The sequence below is a fragment of the Dorea longicatena genome, from assembly GCF_024168045.1.
Classification (GTDB): Bacteria; Bacillota; Clostridia; order Lachnospirales; family Lachnospiraceae; genus Dorea_A.
The window spans coordinates 1,725,941-1,744,773 of sequence record NZ_CP100126.1 but is presented as its reverse complement, the minus strand read 5'-3'; the positions used below and the strand labels follow the sequence as shown (position 1 = coordinate 1,744,773).

General features: G+C 45.8%; 16 protein-coding genes. 14 read left to right on the top strand and 2 right to left on the bottom strand.

The genetic code is table 11. The annotated features are described in order from the left end of the window. The first annotated feature begins 18 nt into the window (after positions 1-18). Genes pelF through NKF87_RS08220 form a run of 6 tightly spaced genes read left to right on the top strand, consistent with a single transcriptional unit; the run spans position 19 to position 6,310 of the window. Positions 19-1,443 (top strand): GT4 family glycosyltransferase PelF, encoded by a 1,425-nt coding sequence (gene pelF / locus NKF87_RS08245; RefSeq protein WP_161143856.1) that lies wholly within the window; start codon positions 19-21, stop codon positions 1,441-1,443. Beyond that, positions 1,424-2,893, top strand: a complete 1,470-nt coding sequence (pelG, locus tag NKF87_RS08240) for an exopolysaccharide Pel transporter PelG (RefSeq protein WP_055282631.1) — start codon at positions 1,424-1,426, stop codon at positions 2,891-2,893. Before pelF ends, pelG begins: the two co-directional genes overlap by 20 nt. Continuing rightward, entirely contained in the window at positions 2,880-4,658 is a 1,779-nt protein-coding gene (locus NKF87_RS08235; protein WP_253583433.1) for a CotH kinase family protein, read from the top strand. The genes pelG and NKF87_RS08235 overlap by 14 nt, the downstream gene beginning before the upstream one ends. Continuing rightward, positions 4,648-5,397 carry a polyphosphate polymerase domain-containing protein gene (locus NKF87_RS08230; RefSeq protein ID WP_253583432.1) on the top strand — a complete coding sequence of 250 codons (750 nt, stop codon included), beginning with the start codon at positions 4,648-4,650 and terminating at the stop codon, positions 5,395-5,397. The genes NKF87_RS08235 and NKF87_RS08230 overlap by 11 nt, the downstream gene beginning before the upstream one ends. Next, positions 5,394-6,065, top strand: coding sequence for a DUF4956 domain-containing protein (locus NKF87_RS08225; RefSeq protein WP_253583431.1), 672 nt, complete (start codon positions 5,394-5,396; stop codon positions 6,063-6,065). The genes NKF87_RS08230 and NKF87_RS08225 overlap by 4 nt, the downstream gene beginning before the upstream one ends. Positions 6,066-6,124: 59 nt before the next feature. Next, positions 6,125-6,310, top strand: a complete 186-nt coding sequence (locus NKF87_RS08220) for a response regulator (RefSeq protein WP_055282626.1) — start codon at positions 6,125-6,127, stop codon at positions 6,308-6,310. A 41-nt stretch (positions 6,311-6,351) separates the two neighbouring features. On the opposite strand, the gene NKF87_RS08215 is transcribed toward NKF87_RS08220, so the two are convergent. Both NKF87_RS08215 and NKF87_RS08210 read right to left on the bottom strand, forming a co-directional pair. After that, entirely contained in the window at positions 6,352-7,233 is an 882-nt protein-coding gene (locus tag NKF87_RS08215) for an ABC transporter permease (RefSeq protein WP_330419042.1), read from the bottom strand. Continuing rightward, positions 7,211-7,993, bottom strand: a complete 783-nt coding sequence (locus tag NKF87_RS08210; protein ID WP_334304175.1) for an ABC transporter ATP-binding protein — start codon at positions 7,991-7,993, stop codon at positions 7,211-7,213. The genes NKF87_RS08215 and NKF87_RS08210 overlap by 23 nt, the downstream gene beginning before the upstream one ends. A 155-nt stretch (positions 7,994-8,148) precedes the next feature. Between NKF87_RS08210 and NKF87_RS08205 the strand changes: the two genes are divergently transcribed. The 8 genes from NKF87_RS08205 (at position 8,149) to NKF87_RS08170 (ending at position 18,833) form a co-directional block, all read left to right on the top strand. Further along, positions 8,149-8,796 (top strand): epoxyqueuosine reductase QueH, encoded by a 648-nt coding sequence (locus tag NKF87_RS08205; RefSeq protein ID WP_118224281.1) that lies wholly within the window; start codon positions 8,149-8,151, stop codon positions 8,794-8,796. Positions 8,797-8,952: 156 nt separating this feature from the next. Beyond that, complete coding sequence (gene argH / locus NKF87_RS08200; RefSeq protein WP_055282623.1) at positions 8,953-10,329, top strand: argininosuccinate lyase; 1,377 nt, start codon at positions 8,953-8,955, stop codon at positions 10,327-10,329. A gap of 28 nt (positions 10,330-10,357) precedes the next feature. Beyond that, entirely contained in the window at positions 10,358-11,443 is a 1,086-nt protein-coding gene (gene asd / locus NKF87_RS08195; RefSeq protein WP_118377890.1) for an aspartate-semialdehyde dehydrogenase, read from the top strand. A gap of 420 nt (positions 11,444-11,863) precedes the next feature. Beyond that, the gene (gene ppk1, locus NKF87_RS08190; RefSeq protein WP_253583429.1) at positions 11,864-14,002 is read left to right on the top strand and encodes a polyphosphate kinase 1; all 2,139 of its coding nucleotides are present in this window, start codon (positions 11,864-11,866) and stop codon (positions 14,000-14,002) included. 71 nt (positions 14,003-14,073) lie between these two features. Further along, positions 14,074-16,131 (top strand): DNA topoisomerase, encoded by a 2,058-nt coding sequence (locus NKF87_RS08185; protein WP_253583428.1) that lies wholly within the window; start codon positions 14,074-14,076, stop codon positions 16,129-16,131. A gap of 15 nt (positions 16,132-16,146) precedes the next feature. Continuing rightward, on the top strand, positions 16,147-16,824 hold the full coding sequence (locus NKF87_RS08180) for a UDP-N-acetylglucosamine pyrophosphorylase (protein ID WP_253583427.1): 678 nt from the start codon (positions 16,147-16,149) through the stop codon (positions 16,822-16,824). Between the two features lie 22 nt (positions 16,825-16,846). Next, a complete protein-coding gene (locus tag NKF87_RS08175) occupies positions 16,847-17,722 on the top strand; it encodes an NAD(P)-dependent oxidoreductase (RefSeq protein ID WP_173818592.1) in 876 nt (291 codons plus the stop codon). A 385-nt stretch (positions 17,723-18,107) separates the two neighbouring features. After that, positions 18,108-18,833 carry a CpsB/CapC family capsule biosynthesis tyrosine phosphatase gene (locus tag NKF87_RS08170; protein WP_253583426.1) on the top strand — a complete coding sequence of 242 codons (726 nt, stop codon included), beginning with the start codon at positions 18,108-18,110 and terminating at the stop codon, positions 18,831-18,833.

Sequence of the window (18,833 nt, the reverse complement as noted above, 5' to 3'; positions counted from 1 at the left end):
ACAGATAAGGAGTTAATTGTGAGAATCTGTCTCATATTGGAGGGGTGTTATCCCTACATATTTGGAGGTGTATCCACCTGGATGCACCAGTATATCAATGAAATGAAAGAGCATGAGTTTGTTCTGTGGGTGATTGGGGCAAATGCGAAGGATAAAGGGAAATTTGTCTACGAGCTTCCGAAAAATGTTGTAGAAGTTCACGAGGTCTTTCTGGATGACGCTTTGCGGCTGAAGGATTCAGGAAAAATGCTTCATGCCTTTACAGAGGAAGAGACGAACAGCCTGAAAGAGCTGATGCTGTGTAGACGCCCGAATTGGGAAATCTTGTTTCGGCTCTATCATGACCAGAAGCTGAATCCTATGTCTTTTTTAAGAAGTGAGGAATTCCTGAATATATTGACGGAGTGCTGTATAAAAGATTATCCATATACTCCGTTTGCGGATGCATTTCACACAATGCGTTCTATGCTGCTTCCGGTCCTTTATCTAATGGGAAGTGAAGTGCCCAAGGCAGATGTCTATCATGCAATCTGTACAGGATATGGCGGACTTCTTGCATGCCTGGGCGGGCATGTTTATAAGAAGAAAGTGCTGCTGACAGAGCATGGAATATACACAAGAGAGCGTGAAGAAGAGATCATTCGTGCAAAATGGGTACAGCCGGCATTTAAAAAGCAGTGGATTTCTTTCTTCTATATGCTGTCGGATATTATTTATACGAGAGCGTTTCTAGTCTCAGCATTATTTACCAATGCCATGCATGCACAGATCCAGATGGGATGTGACAAGGAGAAATGTCGTGTCGTTGAGAACGGAATCAACTATGAAAGGCTTTCCCCTATTCCATTGAAAGAGGAAGACGGATGGGTTGACATCGGTGCGATCGTGCGTCTGGCACCGATCAAGGATATCAAGACGATGATCTATGCGTTTTATGAGCTTTGCACGACAAGAGAGCATGTGCGTCTCCACATTATGGGAGGCGTCGATGATGAGGAGTATGCGCAGGAGTGCTATGCGCTGGTCGATCAGCTTCATCTGGAAAATGTGATCTTTACAGGACGAGTGGATATCATCTCTTATATGGAGAAGCTGGACTTTACAATTTTGACGAGTATATCGGAAGGACAGCCGCTGTCTGTTTTAGAATCATTTGCTGCAAGGCGGCCTTGTGTGACTACAGATGTAGGATGCTGCAGGGAACTTCTGAATGGTAACGAGGAGGATCGATACGGAAAAGCAGGATATTGTGTTCCACCGATGTATCGAGAGGGGCTCGCGCAGGCAATGGATCGGATGTGCGCTTCCAGAGCTCGGAGACTCCGCATGGGGGAGAATGCACAGAAACGAGTGAAAGCATATTATCGAAAAGAAGAAATGATTGAAAAGTACCGGAAGATGTATCAGGAGGTGGAAGAGGCAGATGGCCGGAATCGGATTTGAGTTAAAAAAATTATTCCAGAAGCGCGGACTTGCAGCGACGGCAAAAGCGTATGGGTATGCAGGAGTGATCTGTACAGGTCCGATGCTGCTTGGTATCGTGCTGTTGGTAGGAATCGCTTTTATCTGCGATCATACCGGTGCGACGAGACATAACCGGGAACTTCTGAACTGTATGATTACTTACACACTTCTCGCTTCGCTGACCGTGACTAGTTTCTTCTCTATGGTCGTGACGAGATATATTGCGGATATGCTGTATGAAGAACGCCACGAGGCGGTGCTTTCTTCTTTCTGGGGTTCAACAGCGCTCCTGCTTGTAGTCGGCGGAATCATGTATGGGATTTTTCTTCTGTTTTCAGGAATCAATCTGATCGATCAGTTTTTGTGCCTGGAGTTTTTCGGAGAATTGATCGTCACCTGGAATGCGATGAGTTATCTGACAGCGATCAAGGATTACAAAGGGATTCTTATTTCATTTATTACAGCGGTAGCGGTATCATTGTTGGTCGGATTCCTATTGATCCTGATTGGGATTCCACATGTAGAGGCGTTGATGATCGCAGTTACGATCGGTTATGGAATCATGCTGCTTTGGGATGTGACGCTGTTGTACCGTTATTTTCCGCAGAGAGAGATCAGTGCATTTTTCTTTTTGCGCTGGGTGGATCAGTTCCTTCCGCTTGCGTTTACAGGCTTGTTCACAAACATCGGACTATTTGCACATCTTGTTATCATGTGGTGCGGACCGATCCGTGTACATGTTCAGGGATTATTTTATGGTGCACCGTATCATGATGTACCTGCGATGATCGCCTATTTGACGATTCTTATTACAACCGTTAATTTCGTTGTATCTGTGGAAGTGAATTTCTATCCGAAATATCGGAATTATTATAGTTTGTTTAATGACAAGGGAGAAATCAAGGATATCCTGCAGGCGGGAAATGAGATGAGAAAGGTCTTAAACATGGAGCTGAAATATACGGCGTTAAAGCAGCTACTTACAACGGCACTGGCTATTTCGATCGGACAGCTGCTTTTGACATATCTTCCGCTTGGATTTAATGATCTTATGGAAGGATATTTTAGGACACTCTGTGTCGGCTATGGACTCTATGCAATTGCTAACACAATGATGCTGATCTTACTTTATTTTACAGATTACAAGGGAGCATTATTTGCAACAGGAATGTTCGCCGCATGTACGACGACATTTACCTGTGTGTCTTTATTCTTCCCACAGGTGTATTATGGGTTTGGATTTTTGCTGGGAAGTGCAGTGTTCTTTTTGATCTGTACACTGCGTCTTGGATATTTTATAAAAAAACTTCCGTATTATATTTTGAGCGTACAGCCGATTGTGGCAGAGGATAAAACAGGTTTCTTCACACGGCTTGGATGCTTTTTGGAAGAGAAAATAGAGAGGGGAGATAAGCTTGAAAAAATATAAATTACTTGCGTTGGGATGTGCCCTTTTATTAGGAATGTCCTGTTGCCTGACGGGATGTACCACCCCGGAGAAAACAGGGGATACTTCAAAGAAACAGACAGAACAACAGGAAGAGATAAAAAAGGCAGAGACACAGGATATCAATGACGTTCACCTCAGGGATAAGGATAGTCTCTATGAAAATGATGACGAGACAAGTGTTGTGACGATGTATCTCACCGTTTCCCGCGGAAATTCTTCAGAGGGAACAGCTCATACCTGGAAGGAGATCAACAGTTATTCGGCCTATGATTATGACAAGATGGGAGTAGAACGTTACCAGACAGCGGCGCTTCTTCAGGTTGGTGATGAGTCAGGTCCGCAGAGCGGGGAGGTTGGATATGGTGAAAATGTGCCGAATGCTACCGTGCAGATCAGAGGACAGACATCGAGCCGTAATTCGCAGAAAAACTATAAGATTGAGCTGAAGAAGAATAAGGGAACCTGGCGTGGACAGCGCACGATCAATCTGAATAAACATCAGACAGATGGAATGCGTTTCCGTAATAAGCTGTCCTACGATCTTCTGAAAGGGATACCGCAGCTGATGTCACTTAGAACTCAGTTCGTACATTTATATGTAAGAGATCTTACCGAAGGAAACAGCGCAGAGTTTCAGGATTATGGATTGTACACACAGGTAGAACAGCTGAACAAGACAGGAATGGAGAATCACGGAATGGACTCGAAAGGACAGTTATATAAAATCAATTCGTTTGAGTTTTTCCGTTATGAAGATGTGATAAAAAAAGAAGACGATCCGACCTATGACCAGAAAGCCTTTGAAAAGCTCCTGGAGATCAAAGGAGATTCAGATCATACGAAACTGATTCAAATGCTGACAGATCTGAATGATACTTCTCAACCGATTGAGGATATCCTGGATCAATATTTTGACAGAGAAAATCTGACGTACTGGATGGCGTATCAGATACTGACCGGAAATGTAGATACACAGAATCGTAATACATATTTATATAGTCCACAGAATTCGGACACATGGTATCTGATCGCGTGGGATAATGACGGCTCTTTCATGAGAACCGAATACAACATTCAGAATCGTTTCGATCAGGGAAGTTGGGAATGTGGAGTCAGCAATTACTGGGGAAATGTTCTTTTTCAAAGATGTCTGCAGTCCGAGGATTTCCGTGAGGAACTTGACGCGTCGATCCAGGATCTGAGATCCTATCTCAGTGTGGATCGGATCAGTAGTATGATAGAGGGATATCGTACAGTTACTCAGAAGTATTTAAATCAGATGCCGGACCAGATGTATGCACCGTTGACTGAAGCGAAGTATGAAACAATTGCATCGGCAATCCCTTCAGAGGTAGAACAAAATTATGAACTTTATAAGGAGAGCCTGGAAAAGCCAATGCCGTTTTATATCGGAAAACCGGTGATCAAGGGAAATATTTTGAAGTTCAACTGGGACGCATCGTATGACTTTGATGCAGAGACGATCACTTACACAGTTGAACTGGCAAAAGATTATAAGTTTAATGAGATTGTATTTCGTAAGGATAATATTCAAATTCCGGAAGCGGAGACTACAGTTCCGGCAGATGGTCAGTATTTTGTGCGTATCCGTGCGACAAATACATCTGGACAGACGCAGGATGCTTTTGATTATTATGTAACAGACGCAGGAAAGAATTATGGTATGAAATGTTTCTACATTACAGGCGGCCAAAATGTTGAGGAAGATATTTATGAGGAATGATTTATCAAAAGAACGCTTCCGTAATGAATGGAAATATCTGATCAGTCCCAGTGAGAAAGAATTGCTGGAGCTGAGGATGAAGCATTTGCTGAAAAAGGATCCAAATGCAAAGGGAAATGGCTATATGATCCGCAGTCTCTATTTTGATGATTATTTCAACAGTGCCTATGCGGAAAAGGAGTCAGGTGTTCTGATGCGTAAAAAATACCGAATCCGTATATATGATTGTAGTGACCGTTCGATCAAGCTGGAGCGGAAGAAGAAATTCGGAAGTTATATTTATAAAGAAAGTGCTCCGCTGACAAAGGAAGAATTCTATGAGATCCTTGATGGAGATTATAAATTTTTGTTAAGCAGTCCGTATTCATTGTGCAGAGAATTTTATGTGGAATGTGTCAGCAATCTCATGCGTCCACGCACGATCGTTGACTATGACCGTGTACCGTGGATCATGGATGAGGGGACAGTCAGGATTACATTTGACAGTGATGTGAGGGCTGCGGTCGGAAGTTATGACATCTTTGATCCGTCCCTTCCGACACTTCCGGTGCTTGAACCGGGGAAACTAGTTATGGAAGTGAAATTCACAGAGATGCTTCCACAGATCGTGCGTGACTTGCTTCCACCAAATGCACAAGAATTCACAGCAGTATCAAAATATGTACTTTGTTATGAAAAATCGCAGTATTTGCATGGATTTGAATATTGGAATGAAACACAGGAGAGAAAACTATTATGAGTATACAAGATATGATTAAGAAGTCGGTGCTGGAATCCAGCGTATTTGACAGCTTTAATGCACCGAAGATGGCAATTTCGCTGATCGTGGCGTTGCTTCTCGGAGCAGTGATCTATATGGTTTACAGCAAGTTTTATGTAGGGGTGATCTTCTCTCGGAGCTTTGCAGTTACGTTGGTCGGCATGACACTTCTCACTTGCATGGTTACTCTGGCAATCAGTACGAATATCGTGATTTCCCTTGGTATGGTCGGTGCATTGTCTATCGTACGTTTCCGTACGGCGGTGAAGGATCCGATGGATCTGCTCTATCTTTTCTGGGCAATCACGACAGGTATCACGACTGGAGCGGGAATGTATCCGTTGGCACTGATTGCAGCAGCGGTTATGATCATTATGATTTATCTGTTTTATCATAAGCAGCAGAAAGGCAGAATCTATATCGCCGTGATCCATTATCAGGGAGATGAAGCCGGTGATGAGATCATCCGCAGCTTTGGCAGAATGAAATACTTCATAAAGTCAAAGACGATGCGTGGGGAGAAAACAGAGATGGCAGTTGAGGTATTCTGTCGGCAGAATGATCTCGATTTCACAGAGAAGATCCGGAAGATCACAAATGTAGAAGATATTACATTGATCCAGTATAATGGAGAGTATCACGGATAAAATGAAAAGACTATAACTGGTTGATTCATTAAGAATATATATTCCCTTTTGTGGACAGAATGGATGGAAGTGCAATCCGGTCACTGAAACATCCAGATGCTGAGACGATCCCGATTGTTGCCATGACTGCCAATGCATTTGAGGAAGATAGAAAAAAGGCATTTGAAAAAGGAATGAACGGACATATTGCAAAGCCTGTTGATGCAGAAAAGGTTAAGAAAACCATTCTTTCAGCTATACGATGAGATGAAGGGAATGAGGAGAAATAAGAGATGAACGGAGAGGCTCATCTCTTATTTCTTTTTAGGTAGCAGGATTCAAGCTGATTGATGAGTGCATACAAACACATGGCAAACAGGCAGAGAAGACAGATGCTCATGAGGAGCCAATCCATTTTGAACACCTGACTGGAATAAATAATCAGATACCCCAGCCCTTCTTTCGCAGCAAGAAATTCCCCAATGATCACCCCGACCAGACACAATCCGATATTTACCTTCATATTGCTGATGATCGCCGGAATCGAACTTGGAAGCACAACTTTAGTCAGTACCTGATGCCGTTTCCCGCCAAGTGTATAGATCAGCGTCATCTTTCCCGGATCCGCGGACATAAAACTGGTATACAGATTCAGGATGCTTCCGAAGATAGCCACCGACATACCGGCAACAATGATGGTGGTACGTGTGGCACCGAGCCATACGATGAGAAGCGGGGCCAGGGCGGATTTTGGCAGACTGTTTAGAACAACCAGATACGGCTCCAGGATTTCTGAAAGCTTCTTACTGAACCACAGAAGCACCGCCGTCAGGATACTGAAGACGATAACCAGAAGGAAACTTACGATCGTCTCATATAAGGTGACGCCAAGGTGCAGGAAGATGCTGCGGTCTGCGACCATGTCGAGAAAACACCGGGCAATCTTAGAAGGACTGCTAAAGATAAAAGAATCGATGATTTGATGTGAGGCGGTCAGTTCCCAGACAGACAGGAAGACAACCAGAAGGAGAACCCGGGCAGCAGCTACGAACTTTTTGTGCAGCCGGTACTTTGATAAAAAGGTTCTTTGCGCTGTAGAAGATGAGGCGGCGGTAGAGATGGCACTTGCATTGGAAGTGATATTTGTGCCAGAGGCAGCAGGAATCTCAGTCTTTGACATTCGGTTCATCTTCATTTAACTCCTTCCATATCAGATTAAAATAATTCTTGAATTCCGGCGCACTTCTGCGGTTCAACGGAGTATCGTGCTCCAGATGGAACAGCAGAGGAATCGTTTGTTTGATTGTTGCCGGACGATTAGAAAGGACAATGACACGGTCGGCAAGTGAGATCGCTTCCGACAGGTCGTGCGTGACCAAAAGTGCAGATTTTCCTTCATTCCGGATGATCTGACCGATGTCATCGCCAACCTGAAGCCTGGTCTGATAGTCCAGGGCGGAAAAAGGTTCATCCAGAAGAAGAAGCTCCGGCTCCAGGACGAGTGTGCGGATCAGGGCAGCACGCTGCCGCATCCCGCCGGACAACTCCGAAGGCCTTGCATTCTTAAAGTCACCGAGTCCATAGATGTCAAGAAGCTCATGTGCCCGTTGCTTCGTACGCGCTGTCAGTGCGTGCTGGACTTCCAGCCCAAGGATTACGTTATTATAAATCGTGCGCCATTCAAAGAGTTCATCGTGCTGTAACATATAGCCGACATTTGTCGTGCTCTCTTTCAAAGGCTTTCCGTTGATCTTAATCTGCCCCTCTGTACAAGGCAGCAGTCCGCAGATCAGCGAAAGCAGTGTAGATTTGCCACACCCGGAAGGCCCCACAATGGCGGCAAATTCGCCTTTTTTCAATGAAAATGAGATATCAGACAGAGCCAGGGTCTCCCCTTGCAGAGTATGATACGTGTAAGAAATGTGCTGTAGATTTAAAATCTGTTCCAGAACCGGTTCCATAGAAGACCTCCTACAAGCAAAAAATAACCTATATAAGTAAGATATGCCGCAGACAGAAAACAGGTGAATAAATGTGGTGTGTGTGGTAAAATGCTGATATGGAAATGTCAGAAAGACATTAACACACCAGGAGAGGTCATTATATGTTACAAAAAATAAATTATCAAAAAGAACTGGATAGATTAATCACGGATCTGCAAAAAGAAGAAAAAGTCCCGACGCTTCTGCTTCACAGCTGCTGCGCCCCGTGCAGCAGTTATGTGCTGGAATACTTAAGCAATTACTTCAGGATCACGGTACTTTATTACAACCCGAACATTTACCCGGAGAGTGAATACAGCAAGCGCATCATCGAACAGCAGACACTGATCGGGGCGATGCATACGAAATATCCGGTGCAGTTCATTGCGGGCAGCTATGAGAAAGAGAAATTCTATGCGATGGCAAAGGGACTGGAAGAAGTAAAAGAAGGTGGCGTGCGTTGCTTCAAATGCTATGAACTCCGCTTAAGAGAGGCCGCAGAGATTGCAAAAGCCGGAGGATATGAGTACTTCACGACGACGCTCAGCATCAGCCCGCTTAAGAATGCAGCAAAATTGAATGAGATAGGATTAAAACTTGCAGAAGAGTATGGCGTGGCATATCTGACGTCAGATTTCAAAAAGAAGAACGGATATAAGCGGTCCGTAGAATTATCCGCACAGTACGGACTTTACCGGCAGGACTACTGTGGCTGTGAGTTCTCCATGCGCCAGCGTCTGGAAGAACAGCAGGCACGAAAAGAACAGTGAAAATGCATAAATGGAATTAGAAAATTGCATGGATTAAGAAAAAAATCACGTTTTAGAGTGAATAAATATGTAAATTTCTGTAATAATATTTGCTTTTACGCGGAAATGTGTTAAAATCGGAAACAGTAAACTTAAAAATGAAAGGAAGAAATCCATATGGCACAGTTATGGGGAGGCCGTTTCACAAAAGAAACAGACCAGTTAGTATATAATTTCAACGCTTCCATTACATTTGACAAAAGATTCTATAAGCAGGATATCAAAGGCAGTCTTGCACATGTAGCAATGCTTGCAAAGCAGGGAATCTTAACGGAAGAAGAAAAAGAACAGATCACAGACGGACTGAATGGCATCTTGGAAGATGTAGAATCCGGGAAATTAGAGATATCAGATAAATATGAAGACATCCACAGCTTTGTGGAAGCAACACTGATCGACCGTATCGGTGATCCGGGAAAGAAGCTTCACACCGGACGGAGCAGAAATGACCAGGTTGCATTAGATATGAAGCTTTTCACCAGAGACGAGATCCATGAGATCGATGCCCAGGTAAAGGAACTTCTGGAAGTGATCCTTCACGTGATGGAGGAAAATGTCGAGACATATATGCCTGGATTCACACACCTTCAGAAAGCGCAGCCAATCACACTGGCCCACCACATGGGAGCATATTTTGAAATGTTCCGCAGAGACCACGAGAGACTGCAGGACATCGCAAAGCGTATGAATACCTGTCCGCTCGGTTCCGGAGCACTTGCGGGGACAACCTATCCGCTGGACCGTGAGTACACAGCCGAATTACTTGGATTCGACGGACCGACACTGAACAGCATGGACGGGGTATCCGACAGAGATTACTTATTAGAACTGTTATCTGCACTCAGCATCATCATGATGCACCTGAGCAGATTCTGTGAGGAAGTCATCATCTGGAATTCGAATGAATACCAGTTCGTGGAGATTGATGACGCATACAGCACCGGAAGCAGTATCATGCCGCAGAAGAAGAACCCGGATATCGCAGAACTCGTAAGAGGTAAGACAGGACGCGTATATGGTGCGCTCAATGCACTCCTTACCACAATGAAAGGGATCCCGCTTGCATACAACAAAGATATGCAGGAAGACAAAGAATGGGCATTCGATGCCATGGATACCGCAAAAGGATGCATCACATTATTTGCCGGCATGTTAAAGACCATGCAGTTCAACAAAGACCGCATGGAAGAAAGTGCAAAACACGGATTCACCAACGCAACAGATGCAGCAGATTATCTGGTAAATCACGGTGTACCATTCAGAGATGCACACGGCATCGTAGGAAAACTTGTGCTGACCTGTATCGAGAAGAAGATCCCGTTAGATGCACTTCCGCTGGAAGAGTACAAGAAGATCTCACCGGTATTTGAAGAAGACATATATGAAGCAATTGATCTTGAGACATGTGTGAATAAGCGTATCACGATCGGAGCACCGGGAAAGGATGCGATGGAGAAGTCGATCGCAGCTTATAAGAAATATATGGCTGAATAAAAAACAAAAGTAAGGGAGAGAAAAGAAGATGGAGAAGAAATTAAGAGTAGGTATTTTAGGAGCAACAGGAATGGTTGGACAGCGTTTTATCTCATTGCTTGAAAATCACCCTTGGTTCGAAGTAGTAACAGTAGCAGCAAGCCCGCGTTCAGCAGGAAAGACATACGAAGAGGCAGTCGGCGGACGCTGGAAAATGGATACACCAATGCCGGAAGGCGTTAAGAAACTGATCGTAAAGAATGTAAATGAAGTAGAAGAAGTAGCTTCTACCGTAGATTTTGTATTCAGTGCCGTAGATATGACAAAAGACGAGATCAAAGCGATCGAAGAAGCATATGCAAAGACAGAGACACCGGTTGTATCAAACAACAGCGCACACCGCTGGACAAAAGATGTACCGATGGTAGTACCTGAGATCAACGCAGCGCACTTCGACCTGATCAAGACTCAGAAAGAGCGTCTCGGAACAACACGCGGATTCATCGCAGTAAAACCAAACTGCTCCATCCAGAGCTACACACCTGCACTTGCAGCATGGAAAGAATTCGGACCGAAGGAAGTTGTTGTAACAACATACCAGGCAATCTCCGGAGCAGGTAAGACATTCAAAGACTGGCCGGAAATGATCGAGAATATCATCCCATACATCGGAGGAGAAGAAGAAAAGAGCGAAAAAGAACCTCTGCGTGTACTCGGAACACTGGAAAATGGTGAAATTAAACTTGCAGAAGAGCCAAAGATCACATGCCAGTGCTTAAGAGTCCCTGTACTGAATGGACATACAGCAGCTGTATTCATCAACTTCGAGAAGAAGCCAACCAAAGAACAGCTGATCGAGAAACTGGAAAGCTTCAAGGGATTCCCACAGGAAGCAGAACTTCCAAGTGCTCCAAAGCAGTTCATCCAGTACCTGTCAGAAGACGACAGACCGCAGGTAAAAGCTGACGTTAACTACGAGAACGGAATGGGCGTATCCATCGGACGTCTGAGAGAAGACAGCATGTATGATTACAAATTCATCGGACTGTCACACAACACTGTCCGTGGTGCAGCAGGCGGAGCTGTGCTTTGTGCTGAAGCACTTACTGCTAAGGGATATATCCAGGCGAAATAGCCAGGGGGACGGGAAATCCGGCTTTTTTAGTGTCCCTGGTGGTACACTCACCTGCTTAGCATTCATAAGGCGAAGACATAAAAAGGCAAAAGCATAAAAAAGATGAAAGCATAAAATATAAAAGGGCGGGAACTGCAATATGTAAAAAGGCGCAGTTCCCGCCTTTTTATACGTTATATCTCCAGCAAAGAAGCCGGTCCCGCCTGCCGATACAAAATCCAATCACAAATCCGATCACAAATCTGAACACCAGTTTTGTCACAAGTCTGAACACGATACATCTCAGTGTTGAGAATAAAAGATGGTTTTGCTATAATAAAGTATACAATAAACTCGCTGATTACAAAGTGCCGGTGGGGACACTAAAAAAACCAAAAACACCGTCCCCATGGCCCATGGCAAGAAACGGAGGAAGCCCCTATGGACCGAGAATTATTGAACTACACACAGAACCGAGAACTTTCCTGGCTGAGATTCGATCAGCGTGTATTGGAAGAAGCAAGAGATAAGAGCGTGCCGCTATTAGAACGTATGAAATTTGTAGCCATCTTCACCAGCAACTTAGATGAATTCTTCATGATCCGTGTCGGAAGTCTCTATGATATGGTGCAGACAGATGACCGCCACAAGGACAGCCGGTCGGGAATGACACCGCAGGAGCAGCTGGATGCGATCTACGCAGCAGTTGCCCCGTTATATAAAGAACGTGACAAGACCTACGCCGGGATCAAGAAAGAACTGTCCCCATACGGAGTCTGCGGACTGGACTTTAAAGAACTGGAGGCAGACGAGAAGAAATATGTTAAGAAATGTTTCAAAGAGCAGATCCTGCCGGTACTGTCACCGCAGATCGTAGACAGCAGCCACCCGTTCCCGCATCTTATGAATAAAGATATCTACGTAACAGCCAATCTGAAGCATATCAATAGCAGGAAGAATAAAGACGACAAAGAAAAAGAACAGATCCTCGGAATCGTACCGGTTCCGACCTATGTATCCGATATCCTGATGCTTCCGGGACATGACATCCGTTATATCCGCATGGAGAAAGTCATCATGGAATACCTGGATCTGGTATTTGACCAGTACGAAGTATACGACCCGAACTACATCTGCGTGACAAGAAATGCAGACGTATCTCCGGACGATGAGGCACTGGAGGTTACCGATGATTTCCGGAAACTCATGCAGAGTACCCTGCACAAACGCCGCAGGATGGCGGTAGTAAGATTAGAAACAGCGGAGAAACTGACATCGGAAATGCAGGAATACTTCTGTAAGAAATTCAAAATCACACCGGAGCAGATCTTCCGCACGAAGATGCCGATGAAACTGGATTATATGTTCTCCATCGCAGGAAATCTCCCGGAGTCCATGAAGAAAGCACTGGTCTACGAACCATTCTCCCCGCAAAAATCAGCACATGTACAGGACGGAAACATGTTAAAACAGGTGAAAAAGAATGATATCCTGTTGTTCTACCCATACGAAAGCATGGATCCATTCCTGAAGCTGATCAAAGATGCCGCGGCAGATCCGAATGTAATGACGATCAAGATCACCATCTACCGCCTGGCGAAGAAGGCAAGACTGGTGGAATATCTGTGCGCAGCTGCGGAAAATGGAAAAGAAGTCACCGCGCTGATCGAGCTGCGTGCAAGATTTGACGAGCAGAACAACATCGACTGGTCGGAACGTCTGGAAGAAGCAGGATGCCGTGTGATCTACGGATTCGACGGTTACAAAGTGCATTCCAAGATCTGTCTGATCACATACAGGAACCGCAATGACATCCAGTATATCACACAGGTCGGAACCGGCAATTATAACGAGAAGACAGCTGCCATGTATACCGATCTGTCCCTGATGACAGCCGATCCGCGAATCGGACAAGACGCCGCAGAATTTTTCAAGAATATGTCCATCGGCAATCTGCAGGGCAGCTATCAATACCTGATCGTATCACCGGTCAGTTTAAAGAGCCGTATCTTACAGATGATGGACGAAGAGATAGCAAAAGGAAGCGAAGGACGCATCATTATGAAGATGAACTCCGTGACAGATGTGGACTTCATAAAGAAAGTATCCGAGGCCTCCTGCGCTGGAGTAAGGGTAGACTTGATTGTTCGCGGAATCTGCTGTATACTACCGGGAGTGCCTGGATTTACGGAAAATGTCAGAGTGATGAGCGTGGTTGGCCGCTATCTGGAACATCCACGTATCTTCAGCTTCGGAACCGGCAAAGAGCAGAAGATCTATATCGGCTCCGCAGACATGATGACAAGAAATACAGAAAAAAGAGTAGAAGTAGCCTGCCCGGTATTAGACGGGCAGATCAGACGCCAGATCAACCATGACCTGAAGATCATGTTAAGCGATAACGTGAAAGCAAGGATCATGCAGAAAGACGGCACATATATGAAACGGACCGGCGGCATAAAAGCTGTGGATTCCCAGGCAGTCTTCATGGAAGAAGCACAGCACGGCAGCCGAGAAGAAGACCAACGGGGACGGGGATTACTGGCTTTTTTCCTGTCCCTCCGGCACAGAAAAAAATAAAAGCCATCAGGGACAGGAAAAAAGCCAGTAATTCCCGTCCCCATCGGCTCACCAAGGAGTAACACAATTACATGGGAAAATCACTATACATTGCCGAAAAACCCAGCGTAGCGCAGGAGTTCGCCAAGGCATTGCATATCAATACACAGAGAAAAGACGGATATCTCGAATCAGCAGAAGCAATCGTAACCTGGTGCGTCGGACACCTAGTCACGATGAGTTATCCGGAAGAATACGATCCGGCATTAAAAAGGTGGAGTCTTGAGACTCTGCCTTTTATCCCGCAGGAATTCAAATACGAAGTCATTCCGGCAGTGTCAAAGCAGTTCCGAATCGTATCGGGACTGCTGAACCGCACAGACGTAGACACCATCTACGTCTGTACCGACTCGGGACGGGAAGGAGAATACATCTACCGTCTGGTCGAACAGCAGGCAGGCGTAAAAGGCAAGAACCGCCGCCGCGTATGGATCGACTCCCAGACAGAAGAAGAGATCCTGCGCGGGATCAAAGAAGCAAAAGACTTAAAAGAATACGACAATCTGGCAGCATCGGCTTACCTAAGAGCCAAGGAAGACTACCTGATGGGAATCAACTTCTCCCGCCTTCTGACATTGAAATACGGCAACAGCATCTCCAATTATCTGAATACGAAATATTCCGTCGTATCCGTAGGCCGCGTTATGACCTGCGTCCTCGGCATGGTCGTGCGCAGAGAACGGGAGATCAGGGAATTCGTAGAGACCCCGTTCTACAGAGTCCTAAGCACCATCGGAGAGAAAGGGGCAACATTCGAAGGAGAATGGCGGGCAGTCAAAGGATCAAAATGGTTCGAATCCTTCGACCTCTATAAGGAAAATGGATTCAAAGAAAAGGAAAAGGCAGAAGAACTGATCCGCTGCCTAAGCAACAGCGAGTTAGACGCCAGCCAGCCCCTGACCTGCCAGATCGTATCCATAGAAAAAAAGAAAGAAAAGAAGAACCCGCCGTTATTATTCAACCTGGCCGAGATCCAGAATGAATGTTCCAAGCGGTTCAAGATCAGCCCGGATGAGACTCTCCGGATCATCCAGGAACTATATGAAAAAAAGCTCGTCACCTACCCAAGAACGGACGCCCGCGTGCTGTCGACAGCAGTGGCAAAAGAGATCCACAAGAACTTGAACGGCCTGATGCAGTACGAACCGGCAAAGCCATATCTTCAGGATATCGTGAAATTCGGCAGTCACAAAGGACTGGAGAAGACGAGATATGTCAACGACAAACAGATCACAGACCACTATGCGATCATCCCGACCGGACAGGGCATGGGAGCACTAAAAGGACTTCCGAATCTGTCACAGAGGGTGTATGATGTGATCGTAAGACGATTCTTAAGCATCTTCTACCCACCGGCTGTCTATCAGAAAGTATCGATCGTGACGAAGATCAAAGAAGAATCCTTCTTCTCAAGCTTCAAAGTACTGGCAGAAGAAGGCTATCTGAAAGTTACAGGCGTGCCGGGCAGGAAGAACGACAATAACGACAATACAGACAGCAGCGCAGACAGTACCGAGGACAAAGACACTGATGCAGCCTTCTTCGCCAGGATCCAGAGCCTCAAGAAAGGCATGACCCTTCCGGTACAGTCCCTGGACATCAAAGAAGGCAAGACCTCGCCGCCGAAGCGCTACAATTCCGGTTCACTGATCCTTGCCATGGAAAATGCAGGACAGCTCATCGAAGATGAAGAACTCCGTGCCCAGATCAAAGGAAGCGGAATCGGCACCAGTGCCACCAGAGGCGAGATACTGAAGAAATTATTTAATAATAAATATCTGGCACTCAATAAAAAGACCCAGATCGTCACGCCGACGATGTTAGGGGAAATGATCTACGATGTCGTAGACCATTCCATCCGGCCGCTCCTGAACCCGGAACTTACGGCAAGCTGGGAAAAAGGTCTGACGTATGTGGCAGACGGAGATATCACATCAGATGAATATATGAAAAAGCTGGATGATTTTGTATCAAGACGCACACTTGCAGTCAAAGGTCTGAACAATCAGTATCAGATGCGGGCGTACTATGATAAGGCAGCGCAGTTTTATAAGAAGCCGGTGAGAAAGACCGGAAAAACTAAAAAATAAAAAAGGAGAACCAACATGTCAGAACAATTAACCATCAAAAACCTCTACAACCACATGGATGAAACCATCGCAAAAGACATCTTCGAAGGAGCCACCTACCCATGGGAAATCCTTCCGAAGATCAGCGGCTTCATCAAAGAACTCGGAAAGACCCTTCCGGCAGATGAATACGATCAGGTCGGCGAAGACGTATGGATTGCCAAATCCGCAACCGTATTCCAGACAGCCTACATCCACGGACCGGCGATCATCGGAAAGAACGCAGAAATCCGCCAGTGCGCATTCATCCGCGGAAATGCGATCGTCGGCGAAGGCGCAGTCGTAGGTAACTCGACAGAACTTAAGAACGTCATCCTGTTCAACAAAGTACAGGTGCCGCACTATAATTACGTGGGTGATTCCATCCTCGGTTACAAATCCCACATGGGAGCCGGATCCATCACATCCAATGTCAAATCCGATAAAAAGCTTGTCGTAGTAAAAGCCGGAGACGAAAGGATCGAGACAGGTCTTAAGAAATTCGGAGCCATGCTCGGAGACGAAGTAGAAGTCGGCTGCGGCAGCGTACTGAATCCGGGAACCGTGATCGGAAGCCACAGCAACATCTACCCGCTGTCAAGCGTCAGAGGATTCGTACCGGCACACAGCATCTACAAGAGACAGGGCGAAGTAGTGGAGAAAGTAGAAGAGTAATCAGACCACGGAGGAAAAATCAATGAACAAAATAGCATTCATCGGCGTAGGCATCATGGGCAGATCCATGGTCCGCAATCTCATGAAAGCAGGATTCGAATTACACATCTACGCCAGAACCAGATCCAAAGTCGAAGACGTGATCAGCGAAGGAGCCACCTTCCACGACACCATCGCAGACTGCGTAAAAGACGCAGAAGCAGTCATCACCATCGTAGGCTTCCCGACCGACGTAGAAGAAGTCTACTTCGATGCAGGCAACATCTTAGACAGCGCAAAAGAAGGCGCATACCTGATCGACATGACGACCACAAGCCCGATGCTGGACCAGAAGATCGCAGAAGAAGGAACCAAAAGAGGCTTTCACGTACTGGACGCACCGGTCACCGGCGGTGACACCGGGGCAAAGAACGGTACACTCTCCATCCTGGTCGGCGGTTCCAGAGAAGACTACGAAGCCTGCATGCCGTTATTCGAGGCGATGGGAACCAACATCAACTATCAGGGAGGATCCGGCTGTGGCCAGCACGCCAAACTTGCGAACCAGATCATGATCGCCGGCACCTTATCCGGAGTGTGCGAGGCACTCACCTATGCGAAGGCAAAAGGCCTGGACCTTCAGACGGTACTCGATTCCGTATCGACCGGAGCGGCAGGAAGCAAACAGCTGGATACCTTCGGACCAAAGATCCTGGCAGGAGACTACGCACCGGGCTTCTTCCTGAAGCACTTTGTCAAAGACATGAAACTCGCCCTTACCGAAGCGAACATGAGCAATCTCAATCTGGACGTATTAAGCCAGGTGCTTGCCAACTACGAACTCCTTCAGGCAGAAGGCTGCGGAGATCTCGGCACTCAGGCACTGATCAAGTACTATGAAGAAGAGATGGACGTATAAAACATGTCGAAAAAAAGACAAAAAATAGGAAAAGTTGTACAAATTGTTGATACATAGTTGAAGCCTGCTTAAAGATATGATAAAATCATACATGTTTATGAATGGATGAGGGATGTGGGCAAAAAATGATATATAATAATCCCAGTTATTTGTGCTTTAAAGACAGAAAGCCAAATATAGAGATATTACATAACACTTATAAAATGTATAAATATACGAAGAGCTTGAGAGATACCCTTCCTTCCATTGGTATGAAATGATAAGAATACCGGGGGGGGGGTATTTTGGTGCGCAAAAAATTGCGCAGAGAAGAAAAGGATATAATGAATTTATTCCAACTTATAAGAAACCGATGAAAAAGCAGAGAATAAAGGAGTACCACCAGATGAAAGAATGTTACATAGATATGCATTGCCACATTCTGCCGGGAGTCGATGACGGGGCAAAAGACCTTGCCGAGACGAAGAAGATGCTTGAGATCGCATACGCAGAAGGAATCCGGTGTATCATAGCAACCCCTCACCACCATCCGCACCGCGGAAAGGCGCCGGCAGAGAAGCTCCGTGAAAAGGCAAAGCTTGTGCGCGAAGCAGCACACGAGATCGATGAACGCTTCCGGGTATACCTTGGAACGGAAGTCTATTTCGGACAGGATGTTGCAGACAAATTAAAAGAAGGAAAGATCCTTTCGATGAACCGCAGAGAGTATGTACTGGTAGAATTCCCGCCCTCACAGACATACAGCTACATCAGACAGGGGATCCAGCAGCTGCAGTTCGCAGGATACGAAGTCATACTGGCGCATGTCGAACGCTATCACTGCATCGCCGAAGATGTAGAACTTGCGGAAGAACTGTACGATATGGGTGTGAACCTGCAGGTAAATGCAGACAGCATCACCGGGGGATCCGGCCGTAAGATCAGAAAGTTCATCGAAGAACTGATGAACCGCGACATGGTATTCTGCGTCGGAACCGATGCACACGATACAAAGCACAGACCGCCGAAGATGAAGAAGGCGGCCGCTCACGTAGAGAAACGATACGGAGAAGATTATACAAGGAGGATATTCTACAGCAATGCCAAGAGTATGCTGAAGAAGAGAGATTAA

Bases quoted from the DNA above. Each gene is read 5' to 3' on its own strand.
- pelG (WP_055282631.1), top strand. From the start codon at position 1,424: ATGGCCGGAATCGGATTTGAGTTAAAAAAATTATTCCAGAAGCGCGGA.
- NKF87_RS08230 (WP_253583432.1), top strand. From the start codon at position 4,648: ATGAGGAATGATTTATCAAAAGAACGCTTCCGTAATGAATGGAAATAT.
- NKF87_RS08225 (WP_253583431.1), top strand. From the start codon at position 5,394: ATGAGTATACAAGATATGATTAAGAAGTCGGTGCTGGAATCCAGCGTA.
- NKF87_RS08220 (WP_055282626.1), top strand. From the start codon at position 6,125: ATGGATGGAAGTGCAATCCGGTCACTGAAACATCCAGATGCTGAGACG.
- NKF87_RS08215 (WP_330419042.1), bottom strand. From the start codon at position 7,233: ATGAACCGAATGTCAAAGACTGAGATTCCTGCTGCCTCTGGCACAAAT.
- NKF87_RS08205 (WP_118224281.1), top strand. From the start codon at position 8,149: ATGTTACAAAAAATAAATTATCAAAAAGAACTGGATAGATTAATCACG.
- argH (WP_055282623.1), top strand. From the start codon at position 8,953: ATGGCACAGTTATGGGGAGGCCGTTTCACAAAAGAAACAGACCAGTTA.
- asd (WP_118377890.1), top strand. From the start codon at position 10,358: ATGGAGAAGAAATTAAGAGTAGGTATTTTAGGAGCAACAGGAATGGTT.
- ppk1 (WP_253583429.1), top strand. From the start codon at position 11,864: ATGGACCGAGAATTATTGAACTACACACAGAACCGAGAACTTTCCTGG.
- NKF87_RS08185 (WP_253583428.1), top strand. From the start codon at position 14,074: ATGGGAAAATCACTATACATTGCCGAAAAACCCAGCGTAGCGCAGGAG.
- NKF87_RS08180 (WP_253583427.1), top strand. From the start codon at position 16,147: ATGTCAGAACAATTAACCATCAAAAACCTCTACAACCACATGGATGAA.
- NKF87_RS08175 (WP_173818592.1), top strand. From the start codon at position 16,847: ATGAACAAAATAGCATTCATCGGCGTAGGCATCATGGGCAGATCCATG.
- NKF87_RS08170 (WP_253583426.1), top strand. From the start codon at position 18,108: ATGAAAGAATGTTACATAGATATGCATTGCCACATTCTGCCGGGAGTC.